The 13,702-nt window shown below is 72.2% G+C and carries 15 protein-coding genes; 10 read left to right on the top strand and 5 right to left on the bottom strand.

Translation table 11 applies throughout. The features are described 5' to 3' along the window. The first annotated feature begins 36 nt into the window (after window positions 1–36). Window positions 37–1,347 carry a hemolysin family protein gene (locus tag ACO03V_RS13325; protein ID WP_423137902.1) on the top strand — a complete coding sequence of 437 codons (1,311 nt, stop codon included), beginning with the start codon at window positions 37–39 and terminating at the stop codon, window positions 1,345–1,347. Window positions 1,348–1,888: 541 nt separating this feature from the next. Here ACO03V_RS13325 and ACO03V_RS13320 read toward each other — a convergent pair. Next, window positions 1,889–2,014 (bottom strand): hypothetical protein, encoded by a 126-nt coding sequence (locus ACO03V_RS13320; RefSeq protein ID WP_367728964.1) that lies wholly within the window; start codon window positions 2,012–2,014, stop codon window positions 1,889–1,891. A gap of 176 nt (window positions 2,015–2,190) precedes the next feature. Here ACO03V_RS13320 and ACO03V_RS13315 point away from each other — a divergent pair, with 176 nt between their 5' ends. From ACO03V_RS13315 to ACO03V_RS13300, 4 genes are all read left to right on the top strand, one after another. Further along, window positions 2,191–2,697, top strand: coding sequence for a MarR family winged helix-turn-helix transcriptional regulator (locus ACO03V_RS13315; protein WP_423137901.1), 507 nt, complete (start codon window positions 2,191–2,193; stop codon window positions 2,695–2,697). 49 nt (window positions 2,698–2,746) lie between these two features. After that, entirely contained in the window at window positions 2,747–3,166 is a 420-nt protein-coding gene (locus tag ACO03V_RS13310) for an organic hydroperoxide resistance protein (protein WP_367728960.1), read from the top strand. A 405-nt stretch (window positions 3,167–3,571) separates the two neighbouring features. Next, a complete protein-coding gene (locus tag ACO03V_RS13305) occupies window positions 3,572–4,219 on the top strand; it encodes a response regulator (protein ID WP_423137900.1) in 648 nt (215 codons plus the stop codon). Continuing rightward, a complete protein-coding gene (locus ACO03V_RS13300) occupies window positions 4,216–5,400 on the top strand; it encodes a sensor histidine kinase (protein WP_423137899.1) in 1,185 nt (394 codons plus the stop codon). The genes ACO03V_RS13305 and ACO03V_RS13300 overlap by 4 nt, the downstream gene beginning before the upstream one ends. A 169-nt stretch (window positions 5,401–5,569) precedes the next feature. On the opposite strand, the gene ACO03V_RS13295 is transcribed toward ACO03V_RS13300, so the two are convergent. Beyond that, the gene (locus ACO03V_RS13295) at window positions 5,570–6,616 is read right to left on the bottom strand and encodes a PIG-L family deacetylase (protein WP_423137898.1); all 1,047 of its coding nucleotides are present in this window, start codon (window positions 6,614–6,616) and stop codon (window positions 5,570–5,572) included. 229 nt (window positions 6,617–6,845) lie between these two features. Here ACO03V_RS13295 and ACO03V_RS13290 point away from each other — a divergent pair, with 229 nt between their 5' ends. The 3 genes from ACO03V_RS13290 to ACO03V_RS13280 all read left to right on the top strand — a co-directional run bounded on the left by ACO03V_RS13290 (window position 6,846) and on the right by ACO03V_RS13280 (window position 8,637). Next, window positions 6,846–7,136, top strand: coding sequence for a hypothetical protein (locus tag ACO03V_RS13290; RefSeq protein ID WP_367728949.1), 291 nt, complete (start codon window positions 6,846–6,848; stop codon window positions 7,134–7,136). A gap of 748 nt (window positions 7,137–7,884) precedes the next feature. After that, on the top strand, window positions 7,885–8,409 hold the full coding sequence (locus ACO03V_RS13285) for a YbhB/YbcL family Raf kinase inhibitor-like protein (RefSeq protein ID WP_423137897.1): 525 nt from the start codon (window positions 7,885–7,887) through the stop codon (window positions 8,407–8,409). Between the two features lie 9 nt (window positions 8,410–8,418). Next, the gene (locus ACO03V_RS13280) at window positions 8,419–8,637 is read left to right on the top strand and encodes a three-helix bundle dimerization domain-containing protein (protein WP_423137896.1); all 219 of its coding nucleotides are present in this window, start codon (window positions 8,419–8,421) and stop codon (window positions 8,635–8,637) included. 185 nt (window positions 8,638–8,822) lie between these two features. On the opposite strand, the gene ACO03V_RS13275 is transcribed toward ACO03V_RS13280, so the two are convergent. Next, on the bottom strand, window positions 8,823–9,014 hold the full coding sequence (locus tag ACO03V_RS13275) for a hypothetical protein (RefSeq protein ID WP_367728939.1): 192 nt from the start codon (window positions 9,012–9,014) through the stop codon (window positions 8,823–8,825). 105 nt (window positions 9,015–9,119) lie between these two features. After that, window positions 9,120–10,259, bottom strand: coding sequence for a PIG-L family deacetylase (locus ACO03V_RS13270; RefSeq protein ID WP_423137895.1), 1,140 nt, complete (start codon window positions 10,257–10,259; stop codon window positions 9,120–9,122). Window positions 10,260–10,590: 331 nt separating this feature from the next. Here ACO03V_RS13270 and ACO03V_RS13265 point away from each other — a divergent pair, with 331 nt between their 5' ends. Next, entirely contained in the window at window positions 10,591–11,085 is a 495-nt protein-coding gene (locus ACO03V_RS13265) for a hypothetical protein (RefSeq protein ID WP_423137894.1), read from the top strand. Window positions 11,086–11,157: 72 nt separating this feature from the next. Here ACO03V_RS13265 and ACO03V_RS13260 read toward each other — a convergent pair whose 3' ends face one another. Further along, window positions 11,158–12,573, bottom strand: coding sequence for a four-carbon acid sugar kinase family protein (locus tag ACO03V_RS13260; protein WP_423137892.1), 1,416 nt, complete (start codon window positions 12,571–12,573; stop codon window positions 11,158–11,160). Window positions 12,574–12,806: 233 nt separating this feature from the next. On the opposite strand from ACO03V_RS13260, the gene ACO03V_RS13255 reads away from it, so the two are divergent. Further along, window positions 12,807–13,622, top strand: a complete 816-nt coding sequence (locus ACO03V_RS13255; protein WP_387056114.1) for a mechanosensitive ion channel family protein — start codon at window positions 12,807–12,809, stop codon at window positions 13,620–13,622. The last annotated feature ends 80 nt before the right edge of the window (window positions 13,623–13,702 follow it).

The raw sequence follows: 13,702 nt of genomic DNA, 5'->3' as shown, positions 1-13,702 counted from the left end.
CCCGGGCGCGTCTCTCGGAACGGGGGAGGTGAATCGATGAACGACCTCGCTCTCAATATCGTCCTGGTCGTCGTGTTCGTCCTGATCGGCGGCGTCTTCGCTGCGACCGAGATGGCCCTCGTCACGCTGCGCGAGAGCCAGGTGAACGGCCTCGCGGCGCGCGGCAAGCGCGGGCAGAAGGTCGCCGACCTCGCACGGAACCCCAACACGTTCCTGTCCGCCGTGCAGATCGGCGTCACGGTCGCCGGCTTCGCGTCGGCCGCGTACGGCGCCTCCTCGATCGCGCCGTCGGTGACGCCGCTGTTCGTCTCGCTCGGACTGAGCGAAGCGGCAGCGGGCACCGTCGCCACCATCGCCCTCACGCTCGTCATCGCGTACCTGTCGCTGGTGCTCGGCGAGCTCGTGCCCAAGCGTCTGGCGATCCAGCGCAACGCGTCGTTCGCGTACGCGGTCGCCCCCGTGCTGAACGGCTTCGCCACGCTCATGCGGCCCGTGATCTGGCTGCTGTCCCTCTCGACGAACCTCCTCGTCCGCCTGCTGGGCGGCGACCCGAACAAGACGGGTGAGGAGCTCACCGAGGAGGAGCTGCGCGACATCGTCTCCAGCCACGAGGGTCTCCCCGCGGACGAGCGGCGCATCCTCGACGACGTGCTCTCCCTGCGCGACCGGCACGTGAGCGAGGTCATGCGCCCGCGTCCGGAGGTGGTGACCCTGGATGCCGCCGGCACCATCGGCGAGGCCATCGAGCAGGTCCGCGACCTTCCGTACTCCCGCTATCCCGTGGCCGAGCAGACGATCGACGACGTCATCGGGTTCGTGCACGTCCGCGACCTGTACGACGACCCGCAGAGCCCCATCACGTCCGTGATGCGCACCATCCGGTACATCCCCTCGACGGCCCGCGTGCTGCCCACGCTGACGTCCATGCGGGCGGACGGCAGTCACATCGCCGTCGTCGTCGACGAGTACGGCGGCACGGACGGCATCGTCACGCTCGAGGACCTGGTGGAGGAGGTCGTCGGCGAGATCTTCGACGAATACGACACCGACGCCGAACAGCCCCTCGCCGAGGGAGAGCACGGCGTGGTCGAGGGCCGTCTCAACCTGCAGGACTTCGAGGAGGCGACCGGCGTCGCGCTCCCCCGCGGTGCCTCCGACACCGTCGCCGGCTTCGTCATCGAGCGGCTGGGCCGTCTCGCGCGCGTGGGCGACATCGTCGAGGTCGAGGGCGCGACTCTGCAGGTCAGCGCCGTGGACCGCCGCCGCGTCTCGGAGCTGCTGGTGACCCGCCACGTGATCGGCGACGACGACGCGGCCGAGGCCCCGGTGGAGCGCGCCGCGGAGTAGGCGACGCTCTCGACGCCATTCGACCGCAGCTCCGCCCGGTCTCCGCAAGTGGCCCCGGGGCGCGCAAAGTGGCCCCGGGGCCACTCACCATGCACGGCCCCGCATCACCCGCTCAGCCCCCGCGCTGACGCCCGCCCTGGCCCAGACACCCGCGCACGCAAGTGGCCCCGGGGCGCGCAGAGTGACCCCGGGGCCACTCGCCAACCACGGCCCCGCATCACCCGCTCAGCCCCCGCGCCGACGCCCGCCCTGGCCCAGACACCCGCGCACGCAAGTGGCCCCGGGGCGCGCAAAGTGACCCCGGGGCCACTCGCCAACCACTGCCCCGCATCACCCGCTCAGCCCCCGCGCCGACGCCCGCGCTCTGGCCCCGACACCCACGCACGCAAGTGGCCCCGGGGCGCGCAAAGTGGCCCCGGGGCCACTCGCGTGAGCGCGCCGGACGGACGGCGGACGCCCTAAGCGAGGCGGCGAGAGGCCACCCCGGACGCACGGCACGAGGCGGGTGTGCGCCCCCGCGGGAGCACGCGCCGGATGCCGGTCAGCCGACCGACGACTCCGGAATGCCGAGATCGAAGTGGTGCCCGTTGATGGCGAGGAGGTCGCGGTCTCCGTCGGCGGGAAGACCGGACGACGAGGTCATGCTCGCGTCGCTTCGGGGGGTCATGCGGACCATGTTCAGGGCGCGACCGGGCTCTGCGGCAGGGCTTGACATCGCGCGGGACCAACGGATCGCCGGGCGTGTCGGCCCTCGCCGTAACGCCGCCCACTTCGCCTGAAGCGCGGCCGGAGAACCATCGAAGGAGAGTTGTGCACAATTCAGTTGTGTGCAATGCTTGGCGCATGCCCGCCGTCGACGCCCTCGTCTGCTTCGCGCTCTACGCCGCGAACCGCACCACCACCCAGGCCTACCGCGTGCTCCTCGAACCCTGGAACCTCACCTACCCGCAGTACATCGCCCTCGTCACGCTGTGGTCCGATGGCGACCAGACCGTCGGCAGCCTCGGCGAGGCGCTGCAGCTGGACTCCGGCACCCTGTCCCCGATGCTCGCCCGCATGGAGGACGCCGGCTACGTCGTCCGCCGCCGCAGCGTAGAGGACGAGCGCGTGGTCGCGGTCACCCTCACCGACCGCGGCCGCGAGATGCGCGAGGAGCTCGCGCACGTACCGCAGTGCATCGCCTACGGCGCGGGCCTCACCGACGCCGACAGCGCCCGCGAGCTCGTCGACGCCCTCCACCAGCTGACCGACGCGATGAAGAGCCTGCGCGACCAGCCCGACGCGGTGCTCTCCGCGGTCGGTGCCCCGCCCCGCCGCCCCAAGACGACCGCGCGTCGGCGCTCCGCCTGAGCCCCGCGCCTGCGGCATCCCTCCCCCCGTCCAGAGAAAGGAACACCCCATGGACGTTCTCTACACCGCTGAAGCCATCTCGACCGGTCACGGTCGCACCGGTCACGTGACCGCCGGCAGCTACATCGACCTCGAGGTCGCCCCGCCCAAGGACATGGGCGGCTCCGGCCAGGGCACCAACCCCGAGCAGCTCTTCGCCGCCGGGTACGCCGCGTGCTTCCACGGTGCGCTGCACGCCGTCGCCCGCGGTCACAAGATCACGCTCGAGGACTCCTCGGTCGGCGGCCGCGTCCAGATCGGCCCGAACGGGCAGGGCGGCTACCAGCTCGCCGTGCTCCTCGAGGTCGTCCTCCCGGGCGTCGAGCACGACCTGGCCCAGCAGCTCGCCGACGAGGCGCACCAGGTCTGCCCCTACTCGAACGCCACCCGCGGCAATATCGAGGTCACGGTCACCGTCTCCGACGACTGACCCCCACAGACGGCCGGGGCGGGGTGCCGCACCCCCACGCAGCATCCCGTTCCGGTCCATCGCGGCACGCCACCCCCACGGCGCCGCACCCGCCGGCACCGCCCCCACGGTGCCGCACCCGCGAGTGCCCGAGGCACCGGTGCCCCCGTGGCATCCCCGCCTCGGGCACTCTGGCGTTCCCGCCCCTGTCGTCGTCGCCCCGGATGGATGCCACAGGCCCTGCCCGAGCCGACAGTCCGACCCCGGCCGCCCGCCGCACCCCGGGCCCGACGCCCCCACCTCACCCACCCCGGCCTCGCCCGCCCCCCCCCCCCCCCTGGCCCGAGGGCCCCACCTCACCCGCCCCCGGCCCGGGGCTTCACCCCCTCCAGCACGCGGAGAGCCGCACATCGTATGGTGTCTGTCGTGATCAGTGTCGTGGTGGTGGACGATGAAGCGCTCGTCCGTTCGGGCTTCCAGCTGATCCTCGGAGCCGCGGACGACATCGAGGTCGTCGCCGCGGTCGACGGCGACGACGCGGTCGACACGATCCGCCGTCTGCACCCCGACGTCGTGCTGCTCGACATCCGCATGCCCGGTCGCAGCGGCCTCGATGTGCTCGCGGAGCTGCGCGACGAGCCGATGCGTCCGATCATCGGCATCCTGACGACCTTCGACACCGACGAGTACATCGCCCGCGCGCTGCAGGACGGCGCCTCGGGGTTCCTCGTCAAGGACACGGCCCCGGAACACCTCGCGGCCATGGTCCGCACGCTGGCCGCGGGAGGCGTCGTCCTCTCCCCGCAGGTGTCGCGGACCCTCGTCGAGGGGTACGCCGGCGGCGCCGACCGCGACGCGCTGCAGCGCGTGAGCCTCCTCACCGAGCGCGAGCGAGACGTGCTGTCCCGGCTGCCCACGGGCGAGTCGAACGCCGAGATCGGCCGCCGCCTCCACTTGAGCGGCGCGACGGTCAAGGACCACGTCAGCGCCATCCTCGCCAAGCTCGCCGTGTCGTCTCGTCTCGAGGCGGCGCTCATCGCGGAGCGCGCCCGCGTGGGCAGCGACCGCAGATGAGGGATGCCGCGGAGTCCCGCCCCCGCGAGACCCCCTCCCCCGCGGCGCCCTCCGCCGTGGCATCCCTCCGCCGCCGTTTCGCGGAGATCCGCCACCGGTGGTGGTTCGCCCTGCTCGTGGACGTCGTGCTCGCCGGTGCCGCGTTCGTCGACGTCGCGGTCGCGGTCGGCTGGTGGTCGCCGTTCGAGACGACCCTCGCCGTCGTCGCGGTCGCGGGCGTGCTGCTGCGCCGCCGGCTGCCGTGGGTGGCGTTCGCGATGGTCCTGCCGGGACTCGTCGTGGATGCCATGACGATCGCCACCCCGATCGTCCTCTACGCGCTGTCGGTCCGGACCCGCCGCGTCTGGCCGATGGTCGTGGCCGGCGCGGTGACGTTCCTCTGCTTCCTGCTCCCGGACTGGCAGATGCCGCCGCTGGACTACCTCGCGCCGTCGCTCCTGTACGCGCTGATGTACGCGGCGACGCCGATCGCCCTCGGCGCGCTCGTCCGCACACGGCACGAGCTGTCCGACCGCCTCGCCGACCTCTCGGCCGCGCGGGAGGCCGAGCGCCGTCGCGACGAGCAGGACGTCCTCCGCGGCGAGCGCGCCCGCATCTCGCGCGAGATGCACGACGTCGTCTCGCACCAGGTCAGCCTGATCGCGGTGCAGGCCGGGGCGCTCCAGGTCGCGTCGGCCGATCCGACGGCGCAGCAGGGCGCCCGCGTCATCCGGTCCCTCGCCGTCCGCACGCTCGACGAGCTCCGCCAGATGGTCGGGGTCCTGCGCGCCGAGGGCGTGGTCACCCCGTCCGAGGCGCCGCAGCCGACGATCGAGGACCTCCCCCGCCTCGTCGAGGAGAGCGGGATGGATGCCACCCTCCGCACGCACCTGCCCGACGATCTGGCTCCGGCGGTGCAGCGTGCCGTCTACCGCACGGTCCAGGAGGGTCTCACCAACGCCCGCAAGCACGCTCCGGGGGCGCGGGTCGACGTGAGCGCCGTCGCGACCACGACGACGATCGACGTGGTGGTCTGCAACTCGTCCGGGACCATGGACGCGTTGACCCTCCCCTCCAGCGGCACGGGCCTCCGCGGTCTGCGCGAGCGCGCCGAGCTGCTGGGCGGCCACCTCGAGGCCTCGCCCGCCGACGGCGGGTTCCGGCTGTCGGTCTCGGTCCCGCGGCGCTCCGCCGACGCCTGACCCGACGCTCCCCTCCTGTTCCCGTCCGGGGCGCCATTCGTGCACCGGGGCGAGCATCGACCGCCCCCGTGCACAAACAGCGCCCCGCAGCGCCGGCCGACGCCCCACGACACCGACCGACGCCCCACGACACCGACCCCCGCCCGCGCGGCGGGCAGGCTCAGCGCGGCTACAGCTCGGCGTCGCTCTTGCTGTACGACCGCTGCAGCCACTGCCCGAAGCCGAGCTGCGCGAGACAGGCGTGGGCGTCGGCGCAGCGGATCACCGGGTCGTCCTGCGCGTAGGTGCGGTAGGTCTCGACCTTGTCGTCCAGCCGCTCGCCGGCGACGTTGGCCGGCTGCGACTGCGACGGATAGCCGAGGAAGTACGACACCGCCGCCGCCGACACCCCGGCCGAAGGCATCGCGCCGCGGGCGAGTTCCCCGACGCACGAGTGGTCGGGATGGTCGCCGGCCGCGAAAGCACTCCCCCGCGGGATGTGCGTCGACACCCGTGTCGGCCGGGCCGCCCCCACCAGCTCCGCGAGACTCGCCCGCAGCCGGGTGACGTCGAGGGCGGGACTTCCGTCGAGCGGGCTGAGCGTGGGCGCCCGACCGTCGAGCAGCTGCGTCAGACCCGTGCGTCCGGTGGCGGCGAAGCCGGTGGCATCCAGGTTCCCGTCCGGAAGGCGCAGCATGGTCAGCGAGAACCGCGGGTCGTCGTCCGGGACGAACCTCGTCACGCGCGCGCCCGTCAGCAGGGTGATCTGCCGCGGGGTCCAGTCGGCGGTGCTGCCGCGCATGCGGTTGTACGCCTTCATGATGCCGAGCTCGCGCGACCGCATGTAGTCGAGCCCGCGTCCGGCGTCGCCGCCGGTGACGAACACCGTCCGGACGGTCGCTCCCTCCGCGATCGCCTCCGTCAGCCCGGGGTTCGAGAAGATGATGTCGTCGTCGGGGTGCGCCCAGATGGATAGGAGCGTCTGCGTGCCGGCGGGCTCCGCGGCGGGCGAGACGGGCCCCTCAGTCGGTACGGGCGGGGGGATGGATGCCACCCCCTGCGGCGCCGCATCCAGCGAGCCCCCGTCGGGCAGGGTCGCCGCGACCAACGCGGTGACCGCGCCTCCGGCGGCGACGAGACCTCCGACGAGCAGCCCGCGGCGGGTCAGCGTCGCACGGCGGGCGAGACGGCGAGCGCGGACACGGTCGCTCGGGGTCTCGAGGTCGTCGGGCTGCACGGTGTCCTTCCCGGGTCACGGCCGGGCGGACCGCTGCAGGGACCGCGCACCGGCACACGTGGCTTCCATCCCACGCGCCGCGGAGCCGCCGCACGAGCGCCGCGAGGTGGAACCATCCCCGCCGCCCAGGTACCGCCCACCCACCCGCCCGGCGGGTCTTCGCGTCTCTTCACCGGGTGCATCGACCCCGCACAGCCCACACCTAGAGAGGCCGGGAACACTCCCAGGCATGCAGACGTCCTCGCCGCCGCGGTCACTGTCGCCCAACGCCCTGCGTGTTCGTGCCGTCCTCTACGCCTGGGACCCGATCGGTGTCCACGACATCGGCGCGGGCTGGCCCGAGGACGAGTACGACGACCTGATCGTCCCCGTCCTCGCCGCTCTCGCCGACGGCACCTCGGTCGAACAGCTCGCCGCGGACCTCCACGCCGTGGTCGAGTCCGACTACGGCATCCCCTCGCCTCATGGATGCCACGCGGCCGCACGCGAGCTCCTCTCGCTGCCCCTCACCGACGCCTGACCCCGCCGCCGGCCCTCTCCCCTTCTATCGAAGTGGCCCCGGGGCCACTTCCGGCGCCCCGGGGCCACTCCCACCGCCCCACCGCCCGAGCGCGAGGCCTCACACCCCGGCCGGGCAGACGTCAGGGGGGCTCGTCAAGCCCGGGGTCGGCGGCGACGGCGGTCGTAGCGTGAGGCATCCAAGCCGAAGATGGCCGGTCACCGCCTCGGCTTCGGAGCCCCGGACAGCCCGGGCGGCATCGGCACTCCCAGCGGAGCCGTCCGGGCGCGGACCCGGAAACCACGCTGACTTGCCGCAAATGCACGCCGCCGCACCCCCGCGGCGTACATCTGCGCCAACTCACGGCCAACCCCCGCAGCACGCGACCCCCGCCCACCCCGCAATCCACGCTGACTTGCCGCAAATGCACGTCCACGCACCCCCGCGGAGTACATCTGCGCCAACTCACGGCCAACCCCCGCAGCACGCGCCCCCGCCCACCCCGCAATCCACGCTGACTTGCCGCAAATGCACGCCGCCGCACCCCCGCGGCGTACATCTGCGCCACCTCACGGCCAACCCCCGCAGCACGCGCCCCCGCCCACCCCGGAAACCACGCTGACTTGCCGCAAATGCACGCCGCCGCACCCCCGCGGCGTACATCTGCGCCAACTCACGGCCAACCCCCGCAGCACGCGCGCAACCACGGCGACGGAAGCCGCCGTCAAGACCCCCGGTCCCGTCAGGTCGACGTCCTATCGTGCCGCTCATGGCTGACCTCACCAGACCGCAGAGCCCCGATCCGTATCCGCTGCTTCCCGCCGCGGCGTCGTTCGATGTCGTCAGCGACGACGTCACCGACGGCCAGCCCTTGAAGGACGACCAGGTCGCCGACAAGGGCAACACCTCGCCGCACCTGCGGTGGTCGAATGCGCCCGAGGGCACGAAGTCGTTCACCGTGACGTGCTTCGACCCCGACGCGCCGACCCCGAGCGGGTTCTGGCACTGGGTGCTCGTGGACCTTCCCGCCGACACGACGGAGCTGCCGACCGGGTTCGCCGCGGGGGATCTGCCCGAGGGTGCCTTCCACGTCCGCAACGACGGCGGCAAGTCCGGCTTCATGGGCGCCGCCCCGCCGCAGGGCGACCAGCCGCACCGCTACTTCTTCGTCGTCCACGCGGTCGCGGAGGAGAAGCTGGGCGCCGAGCCCGACGCCTCCCCCGCGGTCGTGTCCTTCAACCTGGCGTTCAAGACCCTGGGCCGTGCGATCCTGCACGGCACCTACGCGCACTGAGGTCGGGACATGACTCAGCGCACGGAGGGGTTCGACAAGGACGGGACCATCGCCGGCGTCGAGGAGCGCGTGAAGGCGCGATTCCCGGATGCCGAGCCGGCGGTCGTGCATGACGAGGCCGTGGCCGCGGTGGAGAAGTTCGCCGACGCGCCGGTCAAGGACTTCGTCGACATCATCGCCGAGCGCGAGGCCCGTGCCCGCGTCGAGGACGCCACGACGGAGGCCTGACCCCGTCCGCGACAGCGCCCGCGCGGCATCCCACCCCTGACCCGGACGGACCCGGACGAACACCGGACGAACACCGGACCGACCCGGACGGACTCCGAACGGCCCCGGACGGACCCGGACGGACCCCGGACGAACACCGAGCCCGCCGACCCGACAGCACCTGTCACGTCGGCGGGCTCGTGTCGTCAGGGGCGCCGCGCCTGGCGGCTCTTGAGCACCTTCGACGCGACCTTGCGGCGCACCTTCTGCACCTTCGGGTCCTTCCACACGCGGTAGGCGATGGTGCCCGCGGTCACGGCGCGTCCGACCGCCGTCTTGGCGAACACCGCGCCCGCGACTCCGACGGCTCCCGTGCCGATCCAACGTCCTACACCCATGTCGCCTCCTTGGTTCCGAGTTCTCCACGAAACCCGATCCGGCGAGGGATGCCACACCGCTTGCGCCTCATCGAGGCTTGTGCTGCATGCGCACGCACGCACGCGTCACTGCATCTGCAGCTCGGCCTCGGTTTTGGGGTAGGAGCGTTGCAGCCATTGCCCGAACTTGCGGGTGGCCAGGCACGCGGCACGGTCGGCGCAGCGGATGACGCTGTCTTCCTTCGCGTAGATCCGGTACGTCTCGACCTTCTCGTCCAGCTGCGATCCGCCGAGGTTGGCGGGCAGGTCCATCGACGGATAGCCGACGAGATACCGGATGCCGGGAGCCGCTGCCGCGACCGCGCCCACCGATCCGCGGACGATGGTGCCCACCACGGAATGGTCCGGGTGGTCGCCGGGCGCGAAGGCGCTCCCTCTCGGGATGTGGGTGAGGGTCTGCGTCGGCTGGAGCGCCTCGGCGATCTCGGTGACGCTGCCGGTCAGCTGTGCGGCGGTCACCGCCGGGCCGCCGTCCACAGGGGCGATCGCGGGGATCGCGCCGTCGATGAGCTTGCTGATGGTGACGGAGCCCGTCGACGGGAAACCGGCGCCGGTGATGTTGCCGTCGGGCAGCCGCAGGAACAGCACCGAGATGCGGGCGCTGTCCTTCGGCGAGAAGCGGGTGACGTGCACGCCGGTGTTGAGCGTGACGTCCTCGCTGGTCCAGAACTCGCCGCTGCCGCGCATGTGGTTGTACGCGCGGAGGATGCCGAGCTCGCGGGAGGTGACGTACGGCATCCCTCGTCCGGCGTCGCCCGCTGTGAGGAAGACGGAACGCACGCACTGCCCGGCCGCGATCGCGTCCGAGATGGTCGGGTTGCCGAAGATGATGTCGTCGTCGGGGTGCGCCCAGACGGTCAGCGTGGTCGCGCCGCCGTCGCAGGCCTGGGCGGCGGGCGACGCCGGCACCGGCGGCGGCGGAGGCGGGGGCGGCGGGGTGGGGGTCGGCGTCGGCGTGGGAGTCGGCGTCGGGGTCGCCGTCGGGGTCGGGGTCGGCGTCCGGGTCGGACGCGCGCTCGACGGCTCCGGGGTCGGCGTCGCGAAGAGCACGGTGTCCTGCCGCATGCTCGTGATGACGGCGGGGATCGTCACCGACCCCAGGGCGACCGCCGTGATCGCGACGACGGCGATCATCACGACGGCGATGACCCCGCCGGTTCCGAAGCGTCGGCGCCGCGGGCGCGTCGGCGGCGGGGCGTGGGTCATGGGGTGGATCCTCTCGGCGGCTCGTTCCCCCGCCGATTCCGCGATTCCCGTGGCGAGGACGTCATGTCGCGAGGGACCGAAGGGCCGAATCGCAGGGCAAGTCTACGAGTCGCGCACGGGTACACCAAGAAAGGATTCCGCCTGATGGGGTTGACACGAGAAAGGCGTTTCCTTACATTCACCCCGATTTTCATCCGTCGAGCGAAGAAGAATGCGCGGAGGCTCGACGCGCGAGCCCGCATACACCCATCTTGGTCGAGGACAAGTGGGGTTGTCGCCGTTAGCACCGTTCCGCACACTCGCGGTAACGACTCCAGATGAAGGCCCCCAGATGAACGCCTCGCCCGCCCCGCATCTCCGCGATCGGCCGCGCGCGGGGATCGGCGGCCGGGGATGGATCGCCGTCGGCATCGCGGTCGTCGCGACCGCGGCCGTCGTCGCCGCACTCTGGTTCGCCCTCGACGGCCCGCGGATGAAGCGGACGGAGATCGCGCGCCTAGCGGCCGCGCCGTCCCTCGCCTGGCCCGAGGCCCTGGTCCCGCGCCCCGAGCACTCGGTCCGGCACGACGACTTCCTCGGCCTGGTCATCGTCAGCACGGGGTGGGACCTGGATGACTCGGCGGTGTCGTGCCTGTACGTCTCGCGCGACGGCAGCGAGAGTGTGGAGTCGTTCGAGCGCTCGTGCGGGTCGGGATCCCTCCGCCCGACGGTCCAGGTCGTGGTGGGACCGCAGTCCCCGCCCGAGCTGTCGGCCCGCTACGACGCCGGCCAGACGCTCCGCTTCGTGCTCGACGACCGCGAGGTCAAGGTCGTGACCGCGCCGTAGGCCCCGCGGCCCCGACCCGTGGCATCCCGGGCCCGAAACCGCCCGCAGGCCCCGTAGGCACGGCCTCGAAGCTCAGCCGGCGGACAGCCGTTCGACCGCGCCGGTGAGCGTGGTGTCGTCGCCGACGTTGCCCGCGAAGACGACGTACGGGATGCCGGAGGCCAGACCGTCCGCCGCCTCCCAGACCGACACGATGCCGGGGAACAGCGATCCCCGCACCCGCGCGCGGCGGATCTCGAGGCCGCGCGTGGCGACGTCGCTCGAGGTGATGCCGCCCTTGGCGATGACGAAGCGCGGAGTGGTCTGCTCGGCGACGGCGTGGACGGTGTCCACGACGGCCTGCGAGACGCGGCGTGAGATGTCGAGGCTCTCGTCGGGGTCGTCGGTGCGGACGAGCGTGCGGCTGGTGTGCAGCACCACGTCGCCGCGGACGAGCGCCGACGTCACCGCGGCGACGGCGCGCGCGACCTCGTCGCTCCCCGTGGCCGGGTCGAGCAGACGCGGCACGTCGATCTCGACGACGGCGGCGAGGTCGCGGTGGTCGACGAGGTGGGCCAGCTGGCGGCTGGTGAGCCCGACGTGCGAGCCGACGACGACGAGGCCGCCGCGGGTGGCCCGGTCGGCGATGACGCCGTCGGGGTCGAGCGGCGGGCGGCGTCGCTGGCCGATCCGAGCCCGCACGAACGGCGGTCCGACGCGGTAGACGAACGCGCGCCCCTCGGACTCGACGATCTCGAGGCCGAGGGCGAGCTGCAGCAGGTCCTCCTCAACGACGGCGTCGACCACGATGGGCGCCCCGTCCGGCGCGGAGCGCAGGATCTCGGCGACCGCGGCGGGGCTGTCACGCAGCGCGTCGATGGTCACCTCGACGACGCGGGAGGCCTCGACCGCACCGCCCGTCTTCTCCTCGACCCAGTCGGCCAGTCGCGACGACGCGAACCCGAAGGTGGAGTCTCGGGCGAACTCGGTCTCGCCGATGGGGGTGAAGCGGTCGCCGTCGAGGACGCCGTGCACCCCGCGGACGGTGATGCGGCCCGCGTCGGGGAAGGCCGGCACGATGACCGTGTTCGTGATGCGGGCGCCACCCGCGCGGGCGACCTCGTCCGCGATGGTGAGCGGCTCCAGCGGGTAGTGCCCACGCAGGGTGGAGTCGCTGCGGCTGACGAAGTCGACGCGGATGTCGGCGGTCGCCGCGGCACTAAGCGCCGCGCGCACGACCTCGCGGTTGATCCGCTCCGCGTCGGCGGGCGCGAGGCTGCGCGAGTTCGTCAGCACGTAGACGGCCGGGGCGCCAGAGGCGAAGGCCCAGGCGAAGTCCTCGACGCCCCACCCGCCGAGCACCGGCAGGTCGGCGACGGACTGCGTCCCCGTCGGGTCGTCGTCCAGCACGACGAACACGCGTCCGCTGTCGGCCACGCGCGCGGCGAGCGCGTCGATATCGGGGGCGGCGACCGGCGGAAGGGCGGCCAGATCGGGGATGGATGCCATGAGGTCTCTCTCGTCGTCGAGCGGGGCGTACCGCGGGTGCAACCTGTCAGCTGTATGACAGCATGCAGGTTCTCCGCGGCACCGTCAAGCCGGATGCTCGCAGGCAATACCACAGGCTCGATATGCGGCTCAAGCTTTTCCGCTGAGAAATTCCCCTTGACAGACTTACGGCGTAAACGGCGGCCCCACCCGCCTTTCCGGACGCGATGCGTCAGAGAAGTAAGGACTGTCCCATGAATGTTCCCGCTGTACTCCAGAACGGTCTGGCCGCGGTCATCGCGTTCGTCCCGCTCGCCCTGCTGTTCCTCCTGATCCTCATCGTGGGTCTGATCGTCGCGAAGCTCATCTCGAAGGGTCTCGAGAAACTGCTCGAGAAGGTCGGCTTCGACCGCCTCGTCGAGCGCGGCGGCATCAAGAAGGCGCTGGCGAAGTCCAAGCTCGACGCGTCCGACATCGTCGCGAAGATCGTCTATTACGCCCTGGTGCTGTTCGTCCTGCAGTTCGCCTTCGGCGTCTTCGGACCGAACCCGGTCAGCGACCTGCTCGAAGGCATCATCGCCTTCCTGCCGAAGATCATCGTCGCGATCATCATCATCGTCATCGCCTCGGCCATCGCCGCCGGCGCCAAGGGCCTCATCCAGAACACCCTGGGCGGCCTGTCGTACGGCAAGGTCCTCGGCAACATCGTCGCGATCTTCATCCTGTTCCTCGGCGTCACCGCGGCGCTGAACCAGATCGAGGTCGCCACGACGGTCACCACCCCGATCCTCATCACCGTGCTGGCGATCATCGCGGGCGTCATCATCGTCGGCGCCGGCGGTGGCCTCATCAAGCCGATGCAGGAGCGCTGGGAGAAGTTCCTGACCAAGGCCGAGGAGGAGGCCCCGAAGATCCAGCAGGAGGTCAACGGCGCTCCCTCGGTCACCGAGCAGGCGAAGCAGGCCGGCCGTGCCGTCCAGGACGCCACGCGTTCGCAGGACACCACCCGCACCGCCGAGCCCACGACCCGCACCCAGGCGCAGCGTCCCCCGCTGCCCCCGCAGGTCTGACCCCCTCACGACGCGGGCTGGTTCCGGCATCACCGCCGGGGCCGGCCCGCGTCGTCATTTCCAGGGAGGGATGCCACTCC

The organism is Microbacterium sp. HMH0099 (assembly GCF_049384025.1).
Lineage (GTDB): Bacteria > Actinomycetota > Actinomycetes > Actinomycetales > Microbacteriaceae > Microbacterium.
The sequence above is the reverse complement of the archived record's forward strand: the minus strand, read 5'-3'. Positions and strand labels throughout refer to the sequence as shown.